The organism is Alteromonas sp. 4NH20-0104 (assembly GCF_057547795.1).
Genome location: NZ_BAAJLP010000002.1, coordinates 80,910 through 105,750 on the forward strand (window position 1 = coordinate 80,910; position 24,841 = coordinate 105,750).

General features: G+C 48.0%; 26 protein-coding genes. 16 read left to right on the plus strand and 10 right to left on the minus strand.

Annotated features, from left to right (window positions below; genetic code table 11):
- Window positions 1-95 precede the first annotated feature (95 nt).
- Window positions 96-614 (plus strand): type II secretion system protein, encoded by a 519-nt coding sequence (locus AC27IB_RS01920; RefSeq protein ID WP_296046114.1) that lies wholly within the window; start codon window positions 96-98, stop codon window positions 612-614.
- Here AC27IB_RS01920 and AC27IB_RS01925 read toward each other — a convergent pair.
- The gene (locus AC27IB_RS01925; RefSeq protein WP_296046116.1) at window positions 611-922 is read right to left on the minus strand and encodes an EscU/YscU/HrcU family type III secretion system export apparatus switch protein; all 312 of its coding nucleotides are present in this window, start codon (window positions 920-922) and stop codon (window positions 611-613) included. The genes AC27IB_RS01920 and AC27IB_RS01925 overlap by 4 nt on opposite strands.
- A complete protein-coding gene (locus AC27IB_RS01930) occupies window positions 919-3,285 on the minus strand; it encodes a hypothetical protein (protein ID WP_487118551.1) in 2,367 nt (788 codons plus the stop codon). Before AC27IB_RS01930 ends, AC27IB_RS01925 begins: the two co-directional genes overlap by 4 nt.
- A gap of 117 nt (window positions 3,286-3,402) precedes the next feature.
- On the opposite strand from AC27IB_RS01930, the gene ccmA reads away from it, so the two are divergent.
- Genes ccmA through AC27IB_RS01980 form a run of 10 tightly spaced genes read left to right on the plus strand, consistent with a single transcriptional unit; the run spans window position 3,403 to window position 11,306 of the window.
- Window positions 3,403-4,077 (plus strand): cytochrome c biogenesis heme-transporting ATPase CcmA, encoded by a 675-nt coding sequence (gene ccmA / locus AC27IB_RS01935; protein WP_487118553.1) that lies wholly within the window; start codon window positions 3,403-3,405, stop codon window positions 4,075-4,077.
- A complete protein-coding gene (gene ccmB / locus AC27IB_RS01940) occupies window positions 4,074-4,742 on the plus strand; it encodes a heme exporter protein CcmB (RefSeq protein WP_296046123.1) in 669 nt (222 codons plus the stop codon). The genes ccmA and ccmB overlap by 4 nt, the downstream gene beginning before the upstream one ends.
- Window positions 4,742-5,500 carry a heme ABC transporter permease gene (locus tag AC27IB_RS01945; protein WP_296046126.1) on the plus strand — a complete coding sequence of 253 codons (759 nt, stop codon included), beginning with the start codon at window positions 4,742-4,744 and terminating at the stop codon, window positions 5,498-5,500. Before ccmB ends, AC27IB_RS01945 begins: the two co-directional genes overlap by 1 nt.
- The gene (ccmD, locus tag AC27IB_RS01950) at window positions 5,490-5,720 is read left to right on the plus strand and encodes a heme exporter protein CcmD (protein WP_296046129.1); all 231 of its coding nucleotides are present in this window, start codon (window positions 5,490-5,492) and stop codon (window positions 5,718-5,720) included. Before AC27IB_RS01945 ends, ccmD begins: the two co-directional genes overlap by 11 nt.
- 5 nt (window positions 5,721-5,725) lie before the next feature.
- Window positions 5,726-6,196, plus strand: coding sequence for a cytochrome c maturation protein CcmE (ccmE, locus tag AC27IB_RS01955; RefSeq protein ID WP_296046132.1), 471 nt, complete (start codon window positions 5,726-5,728; stop codon window positions 6,194-6,196).
- Window positions 6,193-8,190 carry a heme lyase CcmF/NrfE family subunit gene (locus tag AC27IB_RS01960; protein WP_487118556.1) on the plus strand — a complete coding sequence of 666 codons (1,998 nt, stop codon included), beginning with the start codon at window positions 6,193-6,195 and terminating at the stop codon, window positions 8,188-8,190. Before ccmE ends, AC27IB_RS01960 begins: the two co-directional genes overlap by 4 nt.
- Entirely contained in the window at window positions 8,187-8,786 is a 600-nt protein-coding gene (locus AC27IB_RS01965) for a redoxin family protein (RefSeq protein WP_487118558.1), read from the plus strand. Before AC27IB_RS01960 ends, AC27IB_RS01965 begins: the two co-directional genes overlap by 4 nt.
- Window positions 8,783-9,226, plus strand: a complete 444-nt coding sequence (locus AC27IB_RS01970) for a cytochrome c-type biogenesis protein (RefSeq protein WP_487118560.1) — start codon at window positions 8,783-8,785, stop codon at window positions 9,224-9,226. The genes AC27IB_RS01965 and AC27IB_RS01970 overlap by 4 nt, the downstream gene beginning before the upstream one ends.
- Complete coding sequence (ccmI, locus tag AC27IB_RS01975) at window positions 9,226-10,452, plus strand: c-type cytochrome biogenesis protein CcmI (protein ID WP_487118562.1); 1,227 nt, start codon at window positions 9,226-9,228, stop codon at window positions 10,450-10,452. The genes AC27IB_RS01970 and ccmI overlap by 1 nt, the downstream gene beginning before the upstream one ends.
- Window positions 10,449-11,306: an MlaA family lipoprotein gene (locus tag AC27IB_RS01980; RefSeq protein WP_296046146.1), complete on the plus strand. Its 858-nt coding sequence runs from the start codon at window positions 10,449-10,451 to the stop codon at window positions 11,304-11,306. The genes ccmI and AC27IB_RS01980 overlap by 4 nt, the downstream gene beginning before the upstream one ends.
- A gap of 44 nt (window positions 11,307-11,350) precedes the next feature.
- Here AC27IB_RS01980 and galE read toward each other — a convergent pair whose 3' ends face one another.
- The 8 genes from galE to AC27IB_RS02020 all read right to left on the minus strand — a co-directional run bounded on the left by galE (window position 11,351) and on the right by AC27IB_RS02020 (window position 19,229).
- Complete coding sequence (gene galE / locus AC27IB_RS01985; RefSeq protein WP_487118565.1) at window positions 11,351-12,364, minus strand: UDP-glucose 4-epimerase GalE; 1,014 nt, start codon at window positions 12,362-12,364, stop codon at window positions 11,351-11,353.
- The gene (locus tag AC27IB_RS01990) at window positions 12,361-12,663 is read right to left on the minus strand and encodes a DUF6170 family protein (protein ID WP_296046150.1); all 303 of its coding nucleotides are present in this window, start codon (window positions 12,661-12,663) and stop codon (window positions 12,361-12,363) included. Before AC27IB_RS01990 ends, galE begins: the two co-directional genes overlap by 4 nt.
- An 87-nt stretch (window positions 12,664-12,750) precedes the next feature.
- Window positions 12,751-14,280, minus strand: coding sequence for a peptide MFS transporter (locus AC27IB_RS01995; RefSeq protein WP_487118567.1), 1,530 nt, complete (start codon window positions 14,278-14,280; stop codon window positions 12,751-12,753).
- A 182-nt stretch (window positions 14,281-14,462) separates the two neighbouring features.
- The gene (locus AC27IB_RS02000) at window positions 14,463-15,578 is read right to left on the minus strand and encodes a KpsE/RkpR family capsule polysaccharide export protein (RefSeq protein ID WP_487118569.1); all 1,116 of its coding nucleotides are present in this window, start codon (window positions 15,576-15,578) and stop codon (window positions 14,463-14,465) included.
- A gap of 12 nt (window positions 15,579-15,590) precedes the next feature.
- Entirely contained in the window at window positions 15,591-16,241 is a 651-nt protein-coding gene (locus tag AC27IB_RS02005; RefSeq protein WP_487118571.1) for an ABC transporter ATP-binding protein, read from the minus strand.
- A complete protein-coding gene (locus tag AC27IB_RS02010; RefSeq protein WP_487118573.1) occupies window positions 16,238-17,032 on the minus strand; it encodes an ABC transporter permease in 795 nt (264 codons plus the stop codon). The genes AC27IB_RS02005 and AC27IB_RS02010 overlap by 4 nt, the downstream gene beginning before the upstream one ends.
- Window positions 17,032-18,837 carry a polysaccharide biosynthesis/export family protein gene (locus AC27IB_RS02015; protein WP_487118575.1) on the minus strand — a complete coding sequence of 602 codons (1,806 nt, stop codon included), beginning with the start codon at window positions 18,835-18,837 and terminating at the stop codon, window positions 17,032-17,034. Before AC27IB_RS02015 ends, AC27IB_RS02010 begins: the two co-directional genes overlap by 1 nt.
- Window positions 18,838-18,851: 14 nt before the next feature.
- The gene (locus AC27IB_RS02020) at window positions 18,852-19,229 is read right to left on the minus strand and encodes a hypothetical protein (RefSeq protein WP_487118577.1); all 378 of its coding nucleotides are present in this window, start codon (window positions 19,227-19,229) and stop codon (window positions 18,852-18,854) included.
- A 348-nt stretch (window positions 19,230-19,577) separates the two neighbouring features.
- Between AC27IB_RS02020 and wecA the strand changes: the two genes are divergently transcribed.
- The 5 genes from wecA to galU all read left to right on the plus strand — a co-directional run bounded on the left by wecA (window position 19,578) and on the right by galU (window position 24,821).
- A complete protein-coding gene (gene wecA / locus AC27IB_RS02025) occupies window positions 19,578-20,654 on the plus strand; it encodes a UDP-N-acetylglucosamine--undecaprenyl-phosphate N-acetylglucosaminephosphotransferase (protein ID WP_487118579.1) in 1,077 nt (358 codons plus the stop codon).
- Between the two features lie 74 nt (window positions 20,655-20,728).
- Window positions 20,729-21,616 carry a glycosyltransferase gene (locus tag AC27IB_RS02030; RefSeq protein WP_487118581.1) on the plus strand — a complete coding sequence of 296 codons (888 nt, stop codon included), beginning with the start codon at window positions 20,729-20,731 and terminating at the stop codon, window positions 21,614-21,616.
- Entirely contained in the window at window positions 21,613-22,479 is an 867-nt protein-coding gene (locus AC27IB_RS02035) for a glycosyltransferase family 2 protein (protein WP_487118583.1), read from the plus strand. The genes AC27IB_RS02030 and AC27IB_RS02035 overlap by 4 nt, the downstream gene beginning before the upstream one ends.
- 105 nt (window positions 22,480-22,584) lie before the next feature.
- Window positions 22,585-23,931, plus strand: a complete 1,347-nt coding sequence (locus AC27IB_RS02040) for a UDP-glucose dehydrogenase family protein (protein WP_296046181.1) — start codon at window positions 22,585-22,587, stop codon at window positions 23,929-23,931.
- On the plus strand, window positions 23,928-24,821 hold the full coding sequence (gene galU, locus AC27IB_RS02045) for a UTP--glucose-1-phosphate uridylyltransferase GalU (RefSeq protein WP_296046186.1): 894 nt from the start codon (window positions 23,928-23,930) through the stop codon (window positions 24,819-24,821). Before AC27IB_RS02040 ends, galU begins: the two co-directional genes overlap by 4 nt.
- Window positions 24,822-24,841 lie beyond the last annotated feature (20 nt).

The window sequence follows — 24,841 nt, forward strand, 5'->3', positions numbered from 1 at the left end:
TAAATTAAATATTTCGCGTAAACAAAAGCTTGGCATAAAATTTTGAGCAAGATAAAGTAACGACAATGATGTAATCCGGACATTAGCTTTATTAAATGACAACACCACTTCACCGACAACAGGGCTTTACGCTAATTGAGCTGATCACTGTGATTATTTTAGTGGGTGTTCTTTCTGTTACGGCACTGCCGCGTTTCGTTGATTTTCAGGACGATGCCTATGCAGCATCGGTACAAGGGACCGGCACGGCATTTGACTCTGCTATCAAACTGGCTCACCTCAAATGGGCGGTTAGTGGTGGCTCTGGACCCGTGGATAACCTCGATTTGTACGGTAATGGTGAAAACCTCATGGACATCAATGTTAATGGCTGGCCTGCCCAAAGCTACCTGCCTTATGAGGCGAGTCCAATGCTGGATAATGCCTGGGACTGTACTTCGGTGTGGGGAGCGGTGTTACTTGATGGTTCACCAACGGTTGCTGAGGATACCTCGGCAGATTATCAGGCTACTTACACCGCCAACACCTGTACTTTTTATTTGGTTGCGCAACCGGCATATTCCATTTTTTATAACTCCAATACTGGCGATGTGACTGTCGACCTGACCCTTTAGATTTTTTCTTCTATGCCAGGAAAGGCCTGTTGCCAGCTTTCGGGTATTTTACCCTGCAGTACGTAGGAATATGCCAGTAACTCGGCAATGACATAATACAACGATTCCGGAATAGCCTGACCCAGGTCAAGCGTAGCGAGGAATTCACTCAAATAAGGGTCTTCGTGAATTAACACTCCATTGGCTTTGGCGCTGGCTATAATTGCTTCAGCCAGGTCATCATAGCCTTTAGCGACAATCGTTGGGGCCTGCGACGGCTCTGCTTCATTATATTTAATACCTACCGCGCGTTTACTTTTACGTGTCATGCCTGGGTCTCCAGTATTTGGTAAGGGCGGGTCGCCAGCGTTTCAGGTATCTTGCCTAATTGTAGCTTATGTTCTTCAACCGTTAAGCCGAGTTGCTTAAACCGCTTGAGTAAAAAGGGCAGTGTTACCCCCACTTTTTCCAGCAAGGACTGATTGGAAGAGTATATATCAAGATAAAGCTGCTCATCCTTGATCCTGGCCTTGGTGAGTAATTCACCCTGTTCGCCAATATCCAGCTTCATAGTCAGGTGCCACTGCGTTTGCGTGCTTTGTTTTTCCTGTTCCGGCTGACGTTCCCGCTCTCGTCGGATTAGCAGTTCTGCCGGTTTTTGTTGTGGCATTAACCCAGGCAGCACATAGTAAAAGCTGTCCTGACCTTGCAGTGCTTGTTCCATATTGCCTAGTTTAGCGCCCTGGTGACCTGCAAGTAATCCCTTCAGTTGTTTTAGGAGATTTTGCTGGCTGTCGAGTTGTGCAAACTCCCGGACCTGCCGCCCGGTAATTGCTCCTAGGAGCCCGGCAGGGGCGCTGCCTTTAGAAGAAGAGGCTCTTTGTCGGTGAAGGGCTTGGTCGATATCTTCCACATTTTTAAAGTGCCTGCCGAGTAAAGACACTTGCAATAGCTGGATAAGACCACTTAAAAAACTCTGCCCGGCCGGGGGAGATGACAGCATAAGCGGCGACTGTAACCAGGCCGGAGAGGTCATTAATTGCTGTAGTGCCCGACCAGCTTGTGCGGTGTCGGCTGCGGGTTTGGTGCTTATAGTGTCTGGCTGTTGGCCTGATTCAGTTTTAGCAAGTGGCATCTCGGCCGTTGTCGTCCTGCTTGCTGTTGGCATATGAAGCTGCAATTGCTCAATGACTGAGTGAATGTTTTTGAGCAACGAAGGGTTGGCGCTGGCGAATTTCTGCAGTGCGCTGGTGAGCACGGAAAGACTCGATTGCAGAGGCTCCGTGTTGCTTAGATTTATCCGCTTGGCTGAACGAATAAATTGCTCCAGGGCCGTTTTGACCTCAACGGGTAACTGCTCCACCTTGAACTTTGCGATACTTTCAATCTCGGTCGGTATCGTGGACTTACCGACCGCATTTTCAGCCCTCAGGGCATGAAAAGGTGACAGTAGAGGCTGGGCGACATCAGCTTTTGCACTAGCAGGCTTGTCTCCAGACTGCTGCAGCGCCTGAGATGGCGAAGAAGAGGCTGTGTCAGACTGAGATTGCAATGGCGTAATTGTGACCTGCGGAACGCTCTTAGCTGTGACACTTTGCATATTAAGCTGACTGATTTGCTGCGTGGTTACCCTTGGCGCCATTTGATTCAAGGCGGCTGTTGATGTTGTATTGGATGGGGTATTTACTGCCAAAAGCTGGGTTTTACTACCGGTTATGGTGACTTCATTACCTTTAATATTTACTATCGCAGGTGACAGCGGACTCAGTTGTTCAATGGTTTTTGTTACGAGCGGAGGAAGGGCCTGTTTTGCCCAGTTGGCGAGCTTCATCGGCTCTGTCATCAGCGGCAGTTGCTGGGTAACGGCCTGAGTGAGTTTATTGGCCACAGGTGAGCTCACCGGTACAGATACGATACGTAAAGGATTCGCCACATTATTGATGCCCTGATTCGGCTCGGTGGTTGGTAACGTTGGCGCTGATTGAGGACGCGGCGTTATCTGTACCTGAAGTTGGTTATGACGAAGCGAGACAGTAATCGAAACGGTTGGCGGCAGAGGCGGTTTGCCCCTAACGTCGCTGGATAATGCGCTCTCAGGCTGCCGGGTATTTTTATTTAGAGGGATATCAATTATTAACGGTCGCTCAGTCCCTGCGTTAACTCTTATCAAAGTACTGTCTTGTTGTATAACGGTAGCAGGCAGTGTCACTGGCGTAGATAAAGTTTGAGATAACACTGTCATCAGCGTTTGAAATTGCGCCTGGGTAACTTGCTGACGAATGGTCTGCGGCGAAAGTTTTAGTAAAGCGGGTAAGTCAGCTGGTCCGGATTCGGGCGGCAACATTGATTTAAGCGATACTGGGCCTCCCTGGGGCGGCTGAATCGGAGTCTCTGTGGGAAGGCGAACCAATAACAGGCTTTCTGCACCGGTAATGCGCACCGCAGGAGTGATCTGAACCAGTTGCTGATTTGCCGTGCTATACACGTTTGCGCCAACGGCGGGGGCTGTTTTGCCAGCATTACCCTGACCAGCAGGCGTTGTTGATACTGGTATTGCGGACGGTGACACGGGTTGCAACACCTGGCCAATCCTGGCGATTGCCTGCTGTTTGGCGTCGGCAGTGGCCGATTCAGTAACGTTAACACGACTGCTATCGGTGGCGGTTTGTGGGGGCAGATTGGAAGAATGCATAAGGTGTTATCGGCAGCCGGTTTCAACAGTTAAGTATAATGTCAATCATGCCAAAGATTGAAATAGATCAGAAATTTGCCGATCCGCCTATTGGGTAAGATGCGAAGTGGCTGGTTTATGATAGAATGCGGCGGATTTTTTGCTAACAGAACGGGATGCATCTTGGCAGGACTCGCTGCAGACAATTTAACCTGTATAAAACGTGACAGAGTGTTGTTCACCGACCTGTCGTTTACGTTATCGCCAGGAGAGCTTATATACCTGCGGGGTCCAAACGGTGCAGGTAAAACCAGCCTGTTAAGGATTTTAACCGGTTTATCATCGCCGGAATCCGGTCGCTTGTACCTCAATGGCGAGTCGTTGGAAGCCACTCGTGATGTGTTCAATCAGCAACTGATTTATATAGGTCACAAGGCGGGCATCAATGGCGCACTTACCGCCATGGAAAATTTACGCTTCTGGTGTGCCCAGCACGGAACTGCTTTTGTTGCCAGTCACGCTTATGAAGTACTTGCCCGACTGGGGCTGGTAGGGTTGGAAGATGTGCCGGTGAGAATGTTATCTGCCGGACAACAACGCCGTGTCGCGCTGTCGCGGTTATGGTTAAAACCCGCGACCTATTGGATCCTCGACGAGCCTTTTACGGCACTGGATACCGATGGTATTGAATTACTTGAACAGCACATGCAGCAACATGTTGCCAGTCAGGGGGCGATTATCACTACCTCACATCAACCTTTGAGTGAACACGCCGGCCCATTCACAGAACTGGTGCTGGAGTACCGGTTATGAATACGCTGATTAATGGTATTTTCAAACGAGATATGGCACTGGCTTTTCGCCAGCGTTCTGAGTTAGCGCAACCGCTGATGTTCCTGTTGATGGTCATCACACTTTTCCCTCTGGGCATAGGGCCGGGGCCGGTGACGTTACAAAAAATAGGGCCGGGCGTGATTTGGATTGCCGCTATTCTGTCTTCACTGCTGGCCATGGAGCGTTTGTTTCGCGATGATTTCTGGGATGGCTCGCTGGAACAATATATGCTGAGCGGTCAGTCAGTGGCTGCCATCGCTGCGATTAAAGTGCTGGTCCACTGGCTGGTGAGCTTTTTGCCCCTGGTGCTGTTTTCGCCATTGTTAGCACTTTTTTTAAATCTCACGGTCGATATGTATGTTGCTTTAATGCTGACACTGGTCCTCGGCACACCGCTATTGTCTTTGGTGGGCGCGATAGCGGTGGGATTAACAGTTGGTTTACAGCGGGGCGGCGTGTTGCTGGCCCTGTTGTTAATACCGGTTTTCATTCCGTTATTGATTTTTGCCACCTCGGCGGTAGATTCTGCCGCGCTCCAATTACCATACCGGGCTCAACTTGCTATTATTGGCGCCATGCTGATGCTGGCAATGGCAACAGCCCCCTTTGCAATTGCTTATGCACTAAAAGTGAGTCAAAACTGATGTGGAAGTGGTTACATCCGTATGCAAAACCTGAACGAGCGTATCAACTGTGCGTAACGTTACAGCCCTATTTTCTTTGGCCGGGTATCTTATGCCTGCTGGTGGGGAGCCTATGGGGCCTTGCCTTTGCTCCCCAGGACTACCAGCAGGGTGACTCGTTCCGGATTATTTATATCCATGTACCCAGCGCCATTTTATCGATGAGTACTTACGTAGCGATGGCGGTTGCGGCTTTAGTGGGTATTGTGTGGCAATGGCGCACCGCATTTATGGCGATGATCGCTATGGCACCGGTTGGTGCGGTCATTACTTTTATTGCTTTGTTTACCGGAGCTGCCTGGGGTAAGCCTATGTGGGGCACCTGGTGGGTCTGGGATGCAAGACTGACCTCTGAATTAATACTGCTGTTTCTGTATCTTGGTGTGATTGCTTTGTATGGCGCCTTTGAGGATAAACAACAGGCGGGTAAGGCTGCCGGCGTGATGGCGCTGGTCGGGGTGGTGAATGTACCGATTATCCATTATTCCGTAGAATGGTGGAACACCTTGCACCAGGGGGCCACTATCAGCAAGTTTGATAAACCTTCCATCGCCCCTGAAATGCTGTGGCCATTATTGATCGCTTTGCTGGGTTTGGCCTTATTTATTGCAGCAGTGACCGTAATGCGTATGAAAAATGAAATCATTCGGCGAGAATATCATCGTCCGTGGGTTAAAGACCTTGCGGCGAGAGCGCTCGGAGACGACCATGCAGTTTGACAGTTTACAGGCCTTTTTTGCCATGGGGGGCTATGCCCTCTATGTATGGTTATCTTTCGGGGTGTCGTTGCTGGCATTGGTTTGGGTAGTTGCCGACAGTGCCAGTGCGCACAAAAAACTGTTGCGCAATGCCCGTGAAGAACAAGCCAGACAGTCGCGCATTGCGGCGGCCCGAAAAGCACAAACAGTGCAATCTGAATCAGAACAGACAGGTAGTTAAGCAGTATGAATCCAAGACGACAAAAACGACTCGCTGCGGTAGGCGGCATAGGTTTACTGATCGTTGGTGCGATCACGCTAATGCTATTCGCACTAACCGACAACATTGATTTATTTTACACTCCCTCAGAAATCGTCGAGGGCAAGGAAGGCGTAAAACCTACTGTCGGACAGCGCCTTAGAATAGGCGGTATGGTCGTGCCTGGTACGGTGAGTCGTGATTCTGAGTCATTAGCCGTTAGCTTTAATCTTATTGATACCGGTCCTCAGGTAACGGTTCGCTACGCCGGTATCCTGCCTGATTTGTTTCGGGAAGGTCAGGGCATTGTCGCCACCGGTGTGTTGCTTGAGTCTGGTGTGATTGAAGCCGAAGAAGTGCTGGCGAAACACGATGAAGAGTACATGCCGCCTGAGCTCGCCGAAAAGATGAAAGGCATAAAGCATGTTAACCCGAATCAAGGAAATACAAGCTCGTGATCCCCGAAATTGGTAATATCGCTGTTGCGCTGGCACTGGTCACATCGATCCTGCTGGCGGTGTATCCTCTGTGGGGGGCGTATCGTGGCCATACCGCAATGATAGGCACCGCTAAACCTCTGGCTATCTCGTTATTTGCGTTTACGGCATTGGCTTTTGGTTGCCTTGTCTATGCATTTGTCACCGATGATTTTTCACTGACCTATGTGGCTCAGCATTCTAACAGTCGCTTGCCGGTTTACTATAAAGTCACCGCAGTCTGGGGTGGTCACGAAGGGTCATTTTTACTCTGGGTACTGATGTTGTCACTGTGGACGGTGGCGGTGGCGGTGTTCAGTCGTGGTATTCCGCAAGTGATGATCGCCCGGGTATTATCGGTGCTGGGGATGGTGTCGATTGGTTTTTACCTTTTCATCCTGCTGACATCTAATCCTTTCGACAGTATGTTGCCTTATTTCCCGGTAGATGGACGGGATCTGAATCCGCTGTTACAGGATTTTGGCATGATCATTCATCCGCCAATGCTGTACATGGGGTATGTGGGCTTTTCAGTGGCTTTTGCTTTTGCCGTTTCAGCGCTGTTGTCCGGGCAGCTAGACTCAACCTGGGCGAGATGGTCACGGCCCTGGGTGATTGCGGCGTGGAGTTTTCTGTCGGTAGGGATTGCACTGGGGAGCTGGTGGGCTTATTACGAGCTTGGCTGGGGCGGCTGGTGGTTCTGGGATCCGGTTGAAAACGCATCGTTTATGCCATGGCTGGTGGGGACCGCACTCATGCACTCGCTGGCCGTAACGGAGAAACGTAAAGCGTTTAAGTCCTGGACAGTGCTGTTGGCTATAGCGGCATTCTCATTGAGCTTGCTGGGCACCTTCCTGGTGCGCTCAGGAGTGATTGTGTCGGTCCATTCCTTTGCCAGTGATCCCGCCCGTGGATTGTTTATTTTGGGCATTCTGGTTATTTTGACCGGTTTAAGCCTGGTTCTGTATACCCTGCGGGCTCAACAGCTGAAAAGCCCGGGGCGCTTTCAGCTGTTTTCGCGGGAAGTACTGCTGATGGGCAACAACGTGTTCTTATGTGCCGCTACACTGGTGGTGTTGCTGGGCACCTTGCTGCCTCTGGTACATAAAGAGCTCGGGTTAGGCTCCATTTCCATTGGGGCACCGTTCTTCAATCAGATGTTCACCCTGCTTATTGTACCCTTTGTTTTATGCTTGGGACTGGGTCCGCTTACCCGTTGGAAACATCAACCGGTATCACAGGTACAAAAAACATTACTGATTGCCTTCGGCCTGAGTGTAAGCGCCGGGGTGTTAATTAACTTTACCTACGATACGCCTACTTACATGGCGGCTTTAGGACTGGTGCTGAGTGCCTGGATACTGATTACCACCACCCTTGAAGTGATGCAAAGAGTCTCTTCATTGAACACCAGTCTGAGTGCCGTGGAACGTTTGCGCAAACTTACGCCCAGTCACTGGGGGATGATTCTTGGACATCTGGGCTTTGCTGTGACCCTGATTGGCATTACGCTGGTGAGTAATTTTGAAGTGGAAAGGGATGTGCGGATGATGCCGGGTGAATCGGTAACACTGTCTGGTTATGAGTTTGCCTTTCGTAAAGTAGAGCAACGAAGCGGGCCGAATTATACCGCTGATGTAGGCATATTTGATGTGTATGAGTCGGGTGAGAAACTGGTGCATCTTGAACCGGAGAAGCGCTTGTACCTGGTCCAACGCATGCCTATGACCGAAGCCGGTATCTACTCGACCATTTTCAGGGATTTGTTTATTGCTATGGGTGAACCTCTTGATGACGGAGCCTGGGCAATTCGGGTGTATATAAAACCGTTTGTAACCTGGATTTGGGCCGGCGCGGTAATTATGGCCATTGGTGGCATTTGCTCGATAAGTGACAAGCGTTACCGCATGGCGAGGGTTGCTAAAGTGCGTTCAGCGGTGGCAGGCATAGCCGCTAGCGGGGAGGCTCAGGCATGAAAAAGATAATGCTTTTTGGCGTGCCGCTACTGGCATTTGTGGTGCTGGTGGTGTTCTTGTTCAGTGGTTTGTTTTCCGATCCCAGGGAGCTTGACTCCCAGGTGAAAGGTAAGCCCATGCCAGCCTTTTCGTTGCCAGACCTGATGAACCCGGATAAAACTTACACGCCGCAGGTATTTAAAGGGAAGGTAACCTTGCTCAACGTTTGGGGCGTGTGGTGTGTCACCTGCGCGGTAGAATTGCCATACCTCACTGAACTTTCGGAGCAGGAAGGGATCAGTATTGTTGGCCTTTATTTTGACCAGGATCTGGATCCGGAGTTTGGCACCAAAACATTAAACCGGGTACAACAGGAAGTCGAAGAGATCACCAACCGATTTGGCAATCCTTACCAATTTCATATTTTCGATGTCTATCGTGACACCGCGTTGGATCTTGGCGTGACCGGCGCTCCTGAACATTTCCTTATTGACCACAACGGTGTGATCCGCATGCATCACATCGGTGATATCAACGAACGTGTCTGGAACAACAAAGTCGGTCCGCTATATGCTCAGTTAAAACAGGCACTGGCGCAGGAGCACGCAACTGAATGAAAACGCTGATACTGACGGTCTTATTGCTTATCTCCTCTGCCGTACTGGCGACTGAGGACAGTTATGAATTTGATACACCACAGCAACGCCAGTTATTTCTGTCACTGACCGAGGAGCTGAGATGCCCGATGTGTCAGAATCAGAATATCGCCGATTCTGATGCGATGATTGCTCATGATATGCGTCGTAAAGTGTATAACCTGGTGAAGCAAGGGAAAACCGGCGATGAAGTGATTGACTACATGAAAACCCGCTACGGTGATTTTATTAGCTATAAGCCGCCTGTAACGCCGGTTACCCTGTGGTTGTGGCTGGCACCTGTGTTATTTGCCTTAGTGGCGTTCGTGGTTGTAGTGGTTAGGCGAAAGTCGACACCGCCGGAAGATATGGCAGCCAAGCTGGCTAAAGCCGAGGCGATGTTAAAACAGGGTGATAAGTGATGTCTTGGATGTTTATTGGGGCGGTTGTTGCACTGGTAGCCGTATTAATCCTGATGGTTGTTTTACCCTGGCTGAGACGCCGTCCGGAACAGGAGAATCTGACTCAGGCTAACATTGCCGTGGTCAAAGAGCGGCTGCAAGAACTGCAGCGGGAAGTCGATGAAGGACTGCTTAGTGAGCAGGACATGCGTCAGGCCAGTGACGAGATTAAAATTTCGTTAGTGGAAGAACAGTATGCAGAGTCAAAAGGCTCGGCGAACGCTTCCTTCGCATTAGCGTGTGGTGCATTACTGGCTATTGCAGTAGGCGCTACGGCCTATTACAAGGCCAGTAATATAAAGCACTTAAATGATGCGCAGGCGGCTATAGATGCGTTACCCAATCTCAGCGCGAAACTGGCAGAGGGGCAGGGAGAGAACTTTACTCCTGAGGATTTTCAGCAATTGACCCTGGCTATCCGCAAGCGTTTGCAGGAGAACCCGGAAGATGGACAGGGCTGGATGTACCTGGGCCGAATCTGGATGGCACTGAATCAGACCGAGGAAGCCTATGCGGCGTTGGAAAAAGCCCTGCATTATTCCCCTGATGACGAGAATGTTCGGATGACTTATGCGCGGGCATTAATGATGAGCGATGATAAGGCACAGTTAGAAAATGCCCGTCGATTGTTAGCTTCGCTAATTGATACAAACCAGCAGAATGATAATTTAGTGCTGATGCAAGCTGTGGTTGCAGGCAGACTCGGAGATAAAACGCTGTTGGCTGATACCCTGACAAGGCTGGAGGGCAAACTGCCAGCAGATAGCCCTATTGCCAGGCAATTAACTGAGCGTCTTGCCAGTTTGAATGGCGAGCCACCGGTTAAAAAAGCACTTACCGGTTTCAATCTTACGGTTGAGATTACGGAAGAGATGGCGACTCAATTGCCTGACAATGCGTTTTTATTCGTGTTTGCTCAGGATGCCAACAGTGAAAACCGGATGCCAGCGGCCGTACTCCGATTACCGTTAGACAATTTACCGCTAACGATTAAGTTAACCAGTGAAAATGCCATGGCACCGAACTATTCGCTCGATCAGTTATCCACAGCCCGCCTGATCGCCCGGATTTCGGCTGATCAGGAAGCCCCGCCCCAGCCGGGCGATTTAGAGGGCTCTCTGGAAGCCTTAGTGGAAAACGGTAAAGTGATTGACCAAACTATCGTAATAAACAAGGAATTGATGTGACATTATCCATTCGTCGCTTTTCGTTATCTTTTTTGATGCTCGGCGCATTGTTTCTCTCTGGTTGTGCCAGTAATAGTGCTGAACAGCAAACTCAGGCAGATGCCGAGGCAAATGCCGTGGCAATTAAGTCGGATTATTCTGATCCGCGGGATCCGCTGGAAAGCGTTAACCGCGTGGTGTGGGATTTTAACTGGGATATTCTGGATAAATATCTGTTACGCCCGGCGGCAACCACCTATGTCACTGTAATGCCAGGCTTTGCTCGCACTGGGCTTTCCAACGCAGTAGAAAACCTTGCTGAGCCAGCCAACATGTTAAACAACCTGTTGCAGGGCAAAGTTGGACCGTCGTTTGATAGTTTTACTCGCTTCGTCATTAACTCTACTGTTGGTGTAGCGGGCTTTTTTGATGTTGCCGGGGCCATGGGACTGCAACGTCAGGAAGAAGAATTTGGTGAGACGCTGGGCAAATGGGGAGTTGGAAGCGGACCGTTTTTAATGTTACCGGCCCGGGGGCCAAGCGATCCGCGCAGTTTTACGGGCGATATAGTGGACAACCTATATTTCCCCATGACACTGATGACCGGAAATCTTAACGTGTTGCGATTTACGGTTGGTGCATTGGAGGCGCGGGCGCAGTTACTCGGTCAGGAAGGCCAGATTGAGAATGCTCGAGACCCTTATGAGCAAGTTAAAAACATCTATTTTCAAAATCTTGAATTTCGAGTAACGGATGGCAAAAACCTCGATGCGCAGCCAGATGAACAAGAGGCTGAAGAGTTTGACGAATTCGAAGCACTGTTTGACGATGTGGATTTGGAAAGTACGCCAACCGACGAAGAAAGTGATAACTAGGTGGTAAAACAATGGCGCTTAAAGCGCCTTTGTTGTTGTTAGTGTCAGTAGCCCTGAGGATTTTGAGATTGCCAGTGCCAGGCATTTTCACACATATCTTCCAGGGTTTTTTGCGCATTCCAGTTTAACTCAGTAGCGGCTTTGGTCGGGTCGGCATAACAGGCTGCCACGTCTCCGGACCGGCGAGGCGCAATCTTGTAACTAATAGGCTTACCACAGGCTTTTTCGAAGGCCTTAATCATCTCCAGTACGGAGTATCCTTGTCCGGTACCCAGGTTATAGATATCGAGTCCCATATTTAAGCCAAGACGCTCAATGGCCTTTAAATGACCATTCGCGAGGTCTTCTACATGGATATAATCACGAACACCGGTACCATCCACGGTGTCGTAGTCATCGCCAAACACGGCTAACTGTTCGAGTTTGCCCGAGGCAACCTGCGAGATATAGGGCATCAGATTATTCGGAATACCGTTAGGATCTTCGCCAATCTGACCCGAGGGGTGGGCACCAACCGGGTTAAAGTAACGAAGCAATACAATGTTCCACGCTTCGTCTGACTGGTATAAATCAGTCAGTATGGTCTCCACCATGAGTTTAGACATACCATAAGGATTAGTGGGCTGGCCGGTAGCCATATCTTCTCTGAGCGGCAATGAAACCGGATCGCCATATACGGTAGCGGAAGAGCTAAAGACAATGTTCTTTACATTGTGCTTACGCATAACATCGCATAGTGCCACAGAGCCATAGACGTTGTTTTCGTAGTAGGCAAGGGGCTTCTGTACAGACTCGCCAACGGCTTTTAAGCCTGCAAAGTGAATGACGGCATCGATGTCATGGTGTGAGAATACATCATCGAGCTGCTCAGTATTACGGATATCACCCTGCACGAATGTCACTGCTTTACCAGTTAAAGCTGATACACGCTTGAGAGACTCCTCTGAGGCATTACTGAGGTTATCAAATACCACTACCTGATAATCCGCTTCCAGTAATTGTAGTACGGTATGACTGCCGATATAGCCAGCTCCACCGGTGACAAGTATTGTTTTCATTGCTTATCCTTGTTTGACAACGATTCTAAATATTTAGCGCTTAAGGAGTATTGTACAGGTTTCACCACGATGGGATAGAGAAGGAAAACTAACAACGCCCACAATAATGAGGTCCAGTCTGCTGCGACTCTGAGCAACAGCGCAAAGGCCGGCACAATCACCAGTAGTTTAAGGATGTTTAGTACTGTCTTTTCCGGAACCGTGAGTTTTTTTGCCGCCCGCTCCAGTCTGCGCATACGTTCTGCCAGAGGCAGGCCAGCTAGACCCGGAATATTGCGCGTCGAAAAATAGAAATGCATAAAGTGCTCTTAATAAAAAACCGCCGGAACGTAATGTTACGGCGGTTATTGTAGGGCAATCTGCTAGTGTTTAAAACACACGAGCCCTTATTGCGCCGTTTCCTTGATACCGGCTTTCTCCCAGTATCGGGATTTAAAGCTCATCAAACCAATCATAATAGCAATAGCAATGCTAAACAGGGCGATTTGAAGATATAGGTTTGGCATTTCTTGTACGTTATCAGGGTCAAAGTTACCTGAAAGCAGACCAGCAATAATATTGCCAATAGAGTAGGTGAGTACGAATACGCCCATCATTTGACCCGCAAAACGCTTAGGCGACAATTTGCTTACTGCACTTAGTGCTACGGGACTAAGGCAAAGTTCGCCCACGGTGTGCAGGAAGTAAGTCGTTACAAGCCACATGGGGGCGACTTTAAGTCCCTGCGCCGCATATTGGGATGCCATAAACATGACCAGAAAACCTGAAGCCATAATAACAATACCGATTGCACACTTAATGGTATACGAAGGATCAATCATGCGTTTGGCGAGGTTAATCCAAAGTGCGGCAAAGAACGGCGACAGTATAATAATAAAAAGTGAGTTAGAGAGCTGGAACCATACGGTAGGAATAGCATCCATTCCGAACCATGAAGTTAGCCATGAGCCACTTTCCAGAGCGCGATCGGTATAGTTTTGTGCAAATAAATTAAGTGAAGAACCGGCTTGTTCGAAGCCTGACCAGAAACATGCAGAGGCCACACAGACTAAAAACAGGGCCCACATGCGCTGTTTTTCATTGTCGCTTAATTCACCTTTAAAGTAGATGAAGCCAAAATAAATAAAGAAAATGGCGGTGAAAATAACAGCGACTTTTTCAGCAAGGGCAACAGGTTCGATAACAATGGTGCCCAGGTGTGCCAGAATAATGACCACGATGGCTGCTGCTAACACTCCCAGTACACATAGCCAGGCACGCTGCTTCGCGGCACCGACATATGGATTTGCAGGTGCCACTGATTCCGCAGCCAAAGAGCGGTTACTAAAGTAATACTGAATCAGTCCAACGGCCATCCCGACAGCAGCAGCGCCAAATGCATAGTGCCAGCCCCAGTTCTCCTGCAGGTAACCGGTGACCAGATACGCAATCAAGGAACCGATGTTTATACCCATGTAATAGAGTGCATAGCCACTGTCCCGGCGACTATCATCGTCACCATATTGCTGGCCAACCATGGCCGAGATGTTTGGCTTAAGTAACCCTGTACCGGTTGCAACCAGAATAAGACCGACAAAGAACAGGTTTTGGAGGTCTACAGCCAGCACAATGTGCCCGGCGAAGATAATTAAACCGCCATACCAAACGGCTTTTTTACCGCCAATCAGTCGGTCAGCAAGCCAACCTCCGGGTAAACCAAGAAAATAAACGGCCCCGGTGTACAGGCCATAAATGGCACCGGCTGACGCTACAGTGAAGCCAAGCCCTTGCGTTTGCAAGCTGGCTGTCATAAACAGCACGAGCAGAGCACGCATGCCGTAGTAGCTCATGCGCTCCCACATTTCAGTAAAAAATAACGTTCTCAAGCCATTTGGATGGCCAAAGAAACTGGTGTCGTTAGAAGTTTTTGTTGTCACAACAGAGTTCCATATAGTTTTTATTTAAAATTATTATCGTCCGCGCGTACTCACAACGGGCAGGAGCTGCTCGTACACTGGTTATCTCTCTTATACTAGAGGATGAATCCTGAAACAAGCTACCTGGGTTAACGGGTAGCCTGCGGCAGAGAATCAGAAACCACTCAATTGTAGTGTTTGTCTTACAACTCTTTAATAGTTGCAATGATAATGCGGCCAGCTATGAAGGCCATAATTAACAATACACCCACTAAAACAAGGTTATATACTTTTTTGGGGTAAGCTGCCTCATCGGGCAGGGTTGGTGATTCAATAGTCACCAGGTGTTGTATTTGTTGATACGTGTCGACCCGAGCATTCTCGAGGGTCATCAAAGATGAACCATAAGCCTGCATGGCAAGTTCGGCCTGAACCTGCAGGTTTGAATATTGCGCCATTAGCTGATTAATGGATAACTTCGACTCACCGTTTTGTGCATCGCTGATCTTGGTTTTCTGACTGTTAATCTGTTCTTCCAGTGCTCTGATTTGACGTTTGAGTGAGATGATTTCCGGCGCAGAGTCAGACATAATTCTTTTTAAAGTGTTTAATTCTGCTTCCTTTTGGGCCATTGTGGCTTCTAAAGAAAAAGCAATATTTTGAATAGCAAGACCTTCGGCATTTGGGTCCAACATATTGTATTTTGTTTGAAAGTCAATCAGTGCCAGTTTGGCATTCTGCAGCTTTTCCTCAACAATATCGTGCTCACTTTGAGCAAAAGCCAGGCGCGATTTGGCGAGGTTATTACTGATCTCGTTAATGAACAACTCTGCACGTTTTACTATTGTTTGACTGATTAGCTTTGCATAGGCTGGATCGTAGGCTCTTGCCGAGAGTTCAATCACACTGGTATTTGAGTCGATTATTACTTCTGTATTGGCCTGGTAATATTCCAGAAAGTCCTCTTCGCTATGATTAGTGCCGAGTCGGCTGATAAAATCCCCCTGTGAGGAGGAGTAATGTTCGCGAAGACTAATGGTCTGGTCCAGATAATGGAGCATGTCTGCGGATTTGACGAAAGCGACAACCAATTGGCTGTCGTTTGCACCGGCTACCCCGGTTACGCTGGTCATTAGCATTGAAGAAGGGTCGAAACTGTTTGCGCCATCAGCAGATTTAACTACTAACTGACTGGTACTTTCATATTTTGGGGCCGCAATCAAAGACAGGTACATCGCGTACAATAGCCAAGGGATGGCGACTAAAAGAATAGGGCGCTTTTTTGTTTGAGCGGTTATATTGTCTAGCACTTGTTTCATTTTATTGCTCGTTTATTCCATGTAGGCTGCGATACCTTCTTCAAGGTCACTGTAGTAATAGAGTTTACCATCTTCAATGATGATCGCTGAGGTACAAAATTCCCGTACCTGATCCATCTCGTGACTGACCATAATCAGGCCGGCTTCTTTGGCTTTAATTTCCAAAGCTTCCCTGGCTTTACGACGAAATTTAGGGTCGCCCACTGAGGTTGCTTCATCTAAAAGATAAATATCGAAATGTATATTGATGCAGCAGGCAAAGACTAGTCGGGCACGCATACCGGAAGAATAGGTTTGTACTGGTAAGTCAAAACGCCTGCCGATCTCTGCGAAGTCTTGCACAGCTTCTTCGTACGCTGCCAAGTTTTTTACGTCATTGATTCTGGCAATAAACCTAGCGTTTTCCCGCCCGGTCATTTTGGGGTGAACCCCGGTAGACAATGCAACTGGCCAGGACATAGACTTATTGGTATAAATCTGGCCTTTATCCGGGTATTCACTTTTGGCCAGCATACGAAAAAGTGTCGATTTACCGGCTCCATTTTGCCCCAAAATGGCCACATTGTTTTCAGTTGGAAAGTCGAAATTGAGGTTTCGGAATATATACTGGGGCCCTAATTGGCTTGGGTAAGACTTGGTCAGATTGATTAAACGGATAGTCATCGGGATAACAACCCTTTCCAGGTCAGGTGATACAATGAAACGGCAAAGAAAAATACGATCACAGTTACTTGAATTATATACCCTAAACTTACTCCACGATCACCGTATCCCTCAAAACAGGCATATCGCCCCAATTCTATAAAATGAACCAATGGGTTCCAGGTAAACCAGTGCCAGTATTCTGTTGGGATATCCTGTAAGCTAAAAAATACGCAGGAGATAAAAAATAACGGTCTAGCCAAAATTCCTATTATTTTTTTTATTTCAGGAACGTAAGAAGTGGCAATCCCTAATATACAACTCATACTTAAGGTCATTAGCCACAACAAATGAAAAAGAAAAATCAACAGAATTGGATCATGAACGCTAAAAGTTAGCTCCATCAAATATATAGCTAGAAGTGCCAGTAAGATGACAATAGATTTAATTGTATATTCAACGAAACCTGCAACCACTAACGAGGATATAGGCTGGACCTGCCGAAATGCATACAGAGGTTTGTTTTTACTGAACGAACTAGCAACTTTTTGAAACGGTTGCAAAAAAGATTGAATTGCCACCATTCCTATTAGCATAAAAATCACAATCGGTATCCCGTGAGCGTCACCTTCTCGAATTAAACTCCGTAAATAAGACAGGCCAAATATAAACGCGAACGGCTCAAGAAATCCCCAGGCTAAACCAAGTCTGTCACTAAACTGAGAGCGTAACTCACGTAGGAAAAGCGCAAAGCATACGCTTTTCCATACTTTAAGTTGAGAGCGAAATGAGACGCTTACAATATCTGACATTAGTTCACTGCTACGTTTGCCGCCACAGCAATCTGGTAGATGACCTGAGTGATATCTTTTACAGCCTGTAAAGTCTTAGCGTCTACACGTGGTAATACAATAACCTGGTCGCCAGCTGAAACTTCAGAGCTATCATCAACGTCAAAGAAATCCACCATGCCATTGGCGCGAATGACCAGAATACGGGCATCATTAGCGCGTTCACTAAAGCCGCCTGCCCAGGCTACATAATCAGAAAGTTCAGCATCCGGATTAAATACCACCGATTGAGGCATAAGTACTTCACCACCCACGTGAACCAAATCTGTTCTGGTAGGGATAACGATAGTATCGTTTTCTTCCAGCAGGATATCTGCCACATTATCGTTTTCAGCAATAATCACTTTACCCAACGGCTTCACCTGTCTGGCCCTGGCAATAAAGTCGGTGACAAGCTCAGCTTCCTGTACGCGAATAGAGCCTTCTCCGGTAGAGCGGACCGGCGCAGTATAGATACTTCGTTCAAGACGATCCAAGGCCTGATTGATAATTAATTGTTGCTGATCGGCTACACTTTCGCGCAATAAATAGACGTTTTTAAAATCAGCCAGGTTCGGGTCGATTTCAATATTGCTGAGCACCTGATGTAATCGGGCACCTTTGGAAACCATGACTCTTGATGCCCCGCGGAAACTTCCTGCTACATTAATCGGGTAAACTTGTACTTCATGGTCGTTCTTAAACTCAACATGATCGCCGGGACGCAGGCTGAACTGTTCGAAATTAGCCAGTGTGGCATAGCGTGCAAACTGGCCACCATCACGAAGCCCGCTTACCGAAACGTGGCTGATAAAATCCCCTGGCTTTGCATAATCAACTAAAGCTTCACCGGTTAAATCTGATGGTTTCAACTCAAAAGTGAAACTGTTTCTGGCACCTTCGCTCACGGTTATCGTTGGGCCAATAGGGCGAACCAAAATTACGTCTTTGTCCTGAAATGAAATAGCCGGCAACTCGCCATCGGTAACAAAGTTATATAAATCAATTGTGTGGACGACTTCGCCAGCACGTAAAATATCTATTTTACGAAAGCTGCCACGCAGAAAATCCACTCCACCGGCGCGCTTAAGAAAGTATAACGGGCTGTCAGTTGCCTGGCCGGCATATTGCCCTGGTCTTAGGACCGGTCCCGAAACATAAACAGATACAGGCGTAGCGGTTAATAAGTTGACATATACGTTAACATCATTGGTATAGACCTGCTTAATGCTTCTTGTCACTGTAGAATTTACCTGGCTGGAAGGTACATTCAGCAGATTAACCGGACCAATATTAGGGATGAAAATATTGCCCTGACTGTCGACGGTTGCAACATCAGAGTAATCTACCGCTCCCCATAACCAAATGGAAATCTGATCGCCAGGCGCCACCAGATAATTGGGGTTGACTGCATTGGTGCGCTCTGACTCAAACCCCCCAACAAATAAGTTGGCAGCAAAGGGCGGGTTCTCCATGGCTTCCTGGAGAGGAAAAACCATATCCATCGTCGGCTCGCCTGGCAACACCAACCCGCTTCTGGGCTGGGTACTATACTGCCCTGAACTTGGCCGGGTACCCGTTTGACTGTTGCCTTGCAGTGTGGGAGACGTAGACAACTGAACAGGGCTAACCCCTGTAGTGCCAGCGTTAGCCGCAGCAGTGTTACTGGCACCGCGTTGGCTCAGTTGCTGCTGAACTTGTTGAATTTGCTCTGCTGTTTGTGCTTGTGTGTTACTGAAATACGATAGCGATAAAACAGCGACCGTTAACCACGTAGATATACGCATAAGCGAATTAGCCTTTATAGGGTGTTACTAAAAACCAACGCTGGATAAAGCAACCAGTACGTTTGATTGTTGCAGACGGGGCGAACTTCAGTTGAACCTGAACGGCCTTGACGTTTTAGCCGATAACACTGATTGCCCAGAGCTGAGATATAACTATTGGAAACTACATAGCTATTTCCTTCGATCACAATGGCTTTATTGGCGCTTATGTTTAACTCTGGAATAGCTTTTGCTTTACCTTCAGGTATACCAGCGTTTGTATCGCTAAGGTGGTGCGTAAAGCTTGGATTAACCAGCGGCAGGTTTGCTTTGACACTCTGAGGTTGTGACACACATCCCAGCATTGTCATAGTGCTGAAAAGTAGAACGGATAATATAACTTGTCTTCTCATTGCCTGACTGTAATACGTCCATTTAAAAGTGGTCGTAGCATACCATAATCAGGCGAAAAGGCATGCACTGATTATTCGGCTGAGTAAACTCTGAGCAGAACCGAACGCAACTGAGTAAAAAATGTTCGTTTAAATTTAAATTTAATCCGGGGGGTAGTCAGTTATACTAATGTTTATTATTATGTCGGGTGATTATAGTGACCTCTCCACGAAGCCTCAGATGGCTGGTGTAGCCATGAACAGGTTCGGCGATATTCTCAACGGAGTTAGTGATTAAATGGATTGTCCTGGTTGTAGTGTGGGCGTGAGAACACAGGTGGGTAAGGATTCTGTGGAGAAAAGTAAGGCATGATGGACTATCTGCAGTTTATTCCGTTATTTACAGCATTTTTTGTCGCATTGATTTTGTTGGTGGTGATGACGCCTCTGGCGCATCAGTTTGGTCTTGTTGATCAACCGTCATACAGAAAGCGCCACAATGGTATTGTGCCGCTAACCGGCGGCGTGGCTATTTTTGTTGCCGTGCTGGTGGCCAGTGTAATGACTGATGTGTGGATGAAGAACAATCCTCTGTTTTTCACAGCTTCGGCATTTATAGTATTGCTGGGTATGCTTGATGACCGTTTTGACCTGAGTGCCAAAGGGCGATTGGTTTGTCAGTTCGGTGTGGCGTCTATTATGGCGTGGAGTGCACAGAACTACATCACATCCCTGGGCGATATTTTTGGTTTTGGTTCCGTTTATCTGGGTTTGGCCGGTTATTTCTTTACTCTGATTTGTGTGGTGGGTGTGATAAACGCCATTAATATGATCGACGGTATCGATGGCCTTGCCGGCGGGATGAGTCTGGTTGTGCTGCTGAGTGTTGTCAGTTTGTTACTGTTGTCGGATAACGGTGCGGCCATCATGGAACCTCTGGTGATTATAGCTGCCATCGTACCGTTTCTGGCCTTTAACCTGAGTCTCAAAGGCTTCAAAGGCAACAAAATATTCATGGGCGATGCGGGGAGTATGTTTGTTGGTCTTACCATCGTATGGTTGTTGGTTGATCATACTCAGGGACCCGGCGCGTCTTTACGCCCGATTACCGGTGTTTGGTTAATAGGCCTGCCCCTGATGGACATGGCGGCCATTATGTTCAGACGTGCAAGAAAAGGTCAGTCTGTACTGAAACCCGATCGTAAACACCTCCACAACATCTTTATGCGCGCCGGGTTTAGTCCACGCCGCTCGTTAGTTGCTATCCTGCTGATGGGCGCCGGCTATTGTCTGATTGGTATTCTCGGAGAGGTGTATGAGGTGCCGGCTTTCATTATGTTCTGGGGATTCATGGCACTTCTGGTGATTTACAGCGCAGCGATTATGAATATCTGGAAACTCATTCGGGTTTTTCGTGCGGTAAAACGCCGCTTGCTGCCTGCATAAATTGCATCACGATGGTGCATATTTTTCAAAAAATCCGGTACACTTCGCGTTATTGTCGATAGCCGGATTTTACCTTGACCCCCAACTTTTCAATTAAACACAGCAACTACCGGGTGCATGAAATACCCGCTATAGTTGCTATGGCTGTGTACGAAAAGGATTGCTCGGACTGGGTCGACCAGGCAATTATCAGTATTCGTCAGCAAACCTACAGCGATTTTCTGTATGTTATTGTGATTGACGGCCATATTTCACCTGAATTGCTGGCCGTAATTATGCAACATGCTGATGACGACGAACGCCTGGTAATTATAGAAGGTAGCGCTAACAGAGGGTTAGCGACCTGCATGAACTTTGCTATCGACTGGTCGTTATCCTTAAAACCCCAGTACTTCTTCCGTATGGATGCCGACGATATTTCAGAACTTAATCGTCTGGAAAAGCAAATAACCTACCTGGCCAAGCACTCCCATGTTGCGATTCTCGGCACCGGCCTGATTGAAATTAACGAACAGAATATACAGGTTGGGGCACGGGTGATGCCACAAACAAACCGCCAGATAACCCGTCTGCTGCCGCGCCGCTGCACGATTAATCATCCTACCGTATGTATTCGCTACAAAGTGTTCAGCGACGGCTATCGTTATGATGACGCGCTGCAAAATACACAGGATTATTTCCTCTGGATTGAGCTCGCCGCGGCGGGCTATATTTTTTGTAATTTAAAAGATAAGTTACTGCGATTTCGACGGGTGAATGATTTTTACAAGCGTCGCGGGCTAATGAAGTCGCTCAATGAGTTCCGCGCCCGATTCAGGGCAATGCGCTGGCTGAAGCGCCTGACTCCCTACAACCTGCTGTACGCCTGTCTTGTATTAGGCCTGAGAATGATGCCGTCAGGTGTTGTCAAAATGGCTTACAAGCTCGATCGGCACATCCTTGAAAAAATAGTGAAGCATTGAAATTTTCGGCCATTATCATTCTTTTCTACCCGGAGCGTACCATATTGCTCAACAATATCAGTCTGCTGACGGCTAACGGCTGGCAGATTATTGTTGTTGATAATTCGCCCCAGAGCCACCAGCAATGGTTGGATGCTTCCGTTGAATACAGGCATTGCCCTGAAAACGCAGGCATTGCTCATGCGCAAAATATTGGTTTACGGTTGGCGCAGGAAAAGACCTGTGATTATGCCATGCTCCTGGACCAGGATAGCCACCTTTCCCGGCAGCTCCTGAACACAGTAAAAAAAAGAGTCGTTGATGCGCGGGCGCTGTATCCGAAGCTTGCAGCCTACGGCCCTTCCATTGTCAGTGAGTTCGACAATCAGGTCGTCAGGGCGAAGGTCCAGCGAGCGGTGCCAGATAATCAGGGGTTCCTGCATTGCAGGCAGATTATTGCTTCCGGAAAAGTGATCCCGCTTTCAGTGCTCAGGGACATTGGCATGATGGAAGATGAGTTATTTATAGATGGCGTGGATCATGAATGGTGTTGGCGGGCGAGCCAAAAAGGATATCGGATCGTTTGCGATACACAAGCCACTCTAAGACACCGCCAGGGTGAGTCACGCAAGCACATTCTGGGCGTGACTTTTAAGGTGGGCAGTCCGGTCAGGCTTTATTATCAATATCGCAATATTCTGATTTTACTGCGCAGACCTTACGTACCTATCTACTGGAAAATCAGAAATTGTGTAGCGCTGCCGATTCGGTGGTGGATCAACGGCTGGTGTCTGGAGCACTCAAAGCAACGCCGACACTACATGTGGCGTGGTTTTTTAGATGGTCTGCACAAGCGTGCTGGCCGTTACAAGGCTGACCAATAAGTTTTCTGTTGAGCCGGTAACGTCATGATGCTTTAATGTTTTAGCTTTATTATTAGAAATGCCTGTCAACACGGGCAACGCTGAGTTTAAGAAGGAAGGAAACAAGTGAAGGTAACAGTCTTTGGAATTGGCTATGTGGGTCTGGTACAGGCTGCTGTTTTAGCTGAAGTGGGCCACGACGTTGTTTGTGTGGATGTGGATCAGGCCAAGGTTGAAAACCTCAAAAAAGGCATGATCCCCATCTATGAACCGGGCTTAACCCCGTTAGTGACAAGTAATTACGAAGGCGGTCGGGTTGACTTTACTACGGATGCTCAGTTGGGTATCGAGCATGGAGAGCTGATTTTTATTGCCGTGGGCACACCGCCGGATGAAGATGGCTCCGCCGATCTGAAATATGTACTGGCAGTGGCAGAGACGGTTGCCACGCATATGCAAAATCATAAAATCATCATCAATAAGTCAACTGTGCCAGTCGGTACAGCGGACAGAGTTTCCGCCAAAGTTAACGAAACCCTGGCATCGTTGGGCAAATCAGTCACATTTGATGTGGTGTCAAACCCGGAATTTTTAAAAGAAGGGGCCGCGGTTAACGATTGCATGCGTCCTGATCGCATTATTATCGGCACGCAAAGCGAGAAAGCCGAGAAGAAACTGCGTGAGCTTTACGCGCCCTTTAATCGTAATCACGACAAAGTAATCGTGATGGATATTCGCTCTGCTGAACTGACCAAATACGCTGCAAACTGTATGCTGGCGACGAAGATCAGCTTTATGAATGAAATGGCAAATCTGGCAGAGCGTTTTGGTGCGGATATCGAGAATGTTCGTCGAGGAATTGGTTCAGACCCACGCATTGGTTACCAGTTTATCTATCCGGGATGTGGCTACGGTGGTTCATGTTTCCCCAAAGATGTGCAAGCGCTCATTCGTAGTGCAAATCAGGTAGGTTATCAGGCTAAAGTACTTGAATCCGTGGAAGCGGTTAACTACACCCAAAAAGAAAAGTTATTTGAATACATTTCCGGCCACTTCAACGGTGACCTGAAAGGTAAAACCATTGCATTGTGGGGGTTATCCTTCAAACCCAACACCGATGATATGCGTGAAGCCTCCAGTCGCGTATTAATGCAACTGTTGTGGGAGCAGGGCGTAACTGTTCAGGCTTACGACCCTGAAGCAATGGAAGAAACGCAGCGTATTTTTGGCAGTCGTTCCGATCTAAAATTAACCGGAACCAAAGAAGCGGCCCTGGATAATGCTGATTTCCTGGTTATTTGTACGGAGTGGCAGTCATTCCGCGCGCCGGATTTTGACCTCATCAAAGAAAAACTCAGCATTCCATTAATTTTTGATGGCCGAAATCTGTATGACCCGAAAACCATGTCGGAATACGGATTGCATTACTATGCCATTGGTCGAGGACTATCTATAAAAGGACATAAACTATGAGTCAGGTAAAAAAAGCGGTTATTCCTGTAGCCGGCCTAGGTACGCGTATGCTGCCAGCAACCAAGGCAATTCCCAAGGAAATGCTGCCGGTTGTCGATAAACCCCTAATACAGTACGTGGTTAACGAGTGTGTTCAGGCGGGTCTGAAAGAAATAATTCTGGTGACTCACGCCAGTAAAAACAGTATCGAGAACCATTTTGATACCTCTTTCGAACTGGAGACGACGCTGGAACAGCGGGTTAAACGTCAGTTACTGGAAGAAGTACAGGCTATCTGCCCTAAAGACGTAACGATTATGCATGTTCGTCAGGGTGCTGCTAAAGGTCTTGGACATGCCATTATGTGTGCTCATCCCATGGTCGGTGATGCACCGTTTGCCGTGGTTTTGCCAGACGTTATTATTGACGACTACGCCAGTAACCTCAAAAAGGACAATCTGGCGGATATGGTGGCACGTTTTAACACCAGTCGCGTAAGTCAGGTGATGGTAGAGCAGGTACCGCAAGAGAACATCTCTAAGTTTGGTATCGTTGATTTGGAAGGCGCGAGTATTAAGCCGGGTGAGTCTGCGAAGATTCATGACATGGTTGAGAAGCCGCCGCTTGAAGAAGCGCCGTCCGATCTGGCTGTGGTAGGTCGTTATGTGTTGTCACATGAAATCTGGCCGTTACTGGAGTACACTCCACCGGGCGCCGGTGGTGAGATCCAGTTAACCGATGCGATTACTTCATTAATGAAAGTAGAGCAGGTCGATGCTTACTACATGAAAGGCAAGAGCCACGATTGTGGCAGTAAGCTGGGTTACATGAAAGCGAACGTGGAATATGCTCTGCGCCATCCAGGCCTGGGCGAGGAATTCAAAGAATACCTGGCTTCACTAAACGGCTAAACGGTTTCTTTAACAAAAAG

Excerpts from the sequence above, each read along its gene's own strand:
- AC27IB_RS01920 (WP_296046114.1), top strand. The coding sequence starts at position 96 with ATGACAACACCACTTCACCGACAACAGGGCTTTACGCTAATTGAGCTG.
- AC27IB_RS01925 (WP_296046116.1), bottom strand. The coding sequence starts at position 922 with ATGACACGTAAAAGTAAACGCGCGGTAGGTATTAAATATAATGAAGCA.
- AC27IB_RS01930 (WP_487118551.1), bottom strand. The coding sequence starts at position 3,285 with ATGCATTCTTCCAATCTGCCCCCACAAACCGCCACCGATAGCAGTCGT.
- ccmA (WP_487118553.1), top strand. The coding sequence starts at position 3,403 with ATGATAGAATGCGGCGGATTTTTTGCTAACAGAACGGGATGCATCTTG.
- ccmB (WP_296046123.1), top strand. The coding sequence starts at position 4,074 with ATGAATACGCTGATTAATGGTATTTTCAAACGAGATATGGCACTGGCT.
- AC27IB_RS01945 (WP_296046126.1), top strand. The coding sequence starts at position 4,742 with ATGTGGAAGTGGTTACATCCGTATGCAAAACCTGAACGAGCGTATCAA.
- ccmD (WP_296046129.1), top strand. The coding sequence starts at position 5,490 with ATGCAGTTTGACAGTTTACAGGCCTTTTTTGCCATGGGGGGCTATGCC.
- ccmE (WP_296046132.1), top strand. The coding sequence starts at position 5,726 with ATGAATCCAAGACGACAAAAACGACTCGCTGCGGTAGGCGGCATAGGT.
- AC27IB_RS01965 (WP_487118558.1), top strand. The coding sequence starts at position 8,187 with ATGAAAAAGATAATGCTTTTTGGCGTGCCGCTACTGGCATTTGTGGTG.
- AC27IB_RS01970 (WP_487118560.1), top strand. The coding sequence starts at position 8,783 with ATGAAAACGCTGATACTGACGGTCTTATTGCTTATCTCCTCTGCCGTA.
- ccmI (WP_487118562.1), top strand. The coding sequence starts at position 9,226 with ATGTCTTGGATGTTTATTGGGGCGGTTGTTGCACTGGTAGCCGTATTA.
- galE (WP_487118565.1), bottom strand. The coding sequence starts at position 12,364 with ATGAAAACAATACTTGTCACCGGTGGAGCTGGCTATATCGGCAGTCAT.
- AC27IB_RS01990 (WP_296046150.1), bottom strand. The coding sequence starts at position 12,663 with ATGCATTTCTATTTTTCGACGCGCAATATTCCGGGTCTAGCTGGCCTG.
- AC27IB_RS02000 (WP_487118569.1), bottom strand. The coding sequence starts at position 15,578 with ATGAAACAAGTGCTAGACAATATAACCGCTCAAACAAAAAAGCGCCCT.
- AC27IB_RS02005 (WP_487118571.1), bottom strand. The coding sequence starts at position 16,241 with ATGACTATCCGTTTAATCAATCTGACCAAGTCTTACCCAAGCCAATTA.
- AC27IB_RS02010 (WP_487118573.1), bottom strand. The coding sequence starts at position 17,032 with ATGTCAGATATTGTAAGCGTCTCATTTCGCTCTCAACTTAAAGTATGG.
- AC27IB_RS02015 (WP_487118575.1), bottom strand. The coding sequence starts at position 18,837 with ATGCGTATATCTACGTGGTTAACGGTCGCTGTTTTATCGCTATCGTAT.
- AC27IB_RS02020 (WP_487118577.1), bottom strand. The coding sequence starts at position 19,229 with ATGAGAAGACAAGTTATATTATCCGTTCTACTTTTCAGCACTATGACA.
- wecA (WP_487118579.1), top strand. The coding sequence starts at position 19,578 with ATGATGGACTATCTGCAGTTTATTCCGTTATTTACAGCATTTTTTGTC.
- galU (WP_296046186.1), top strand. The coding sequence starts at position 23,928 with ATGAGTCAGGTAAAAAAAGCGGTTATTCCTGTAGCCGGCCTAGGTACG.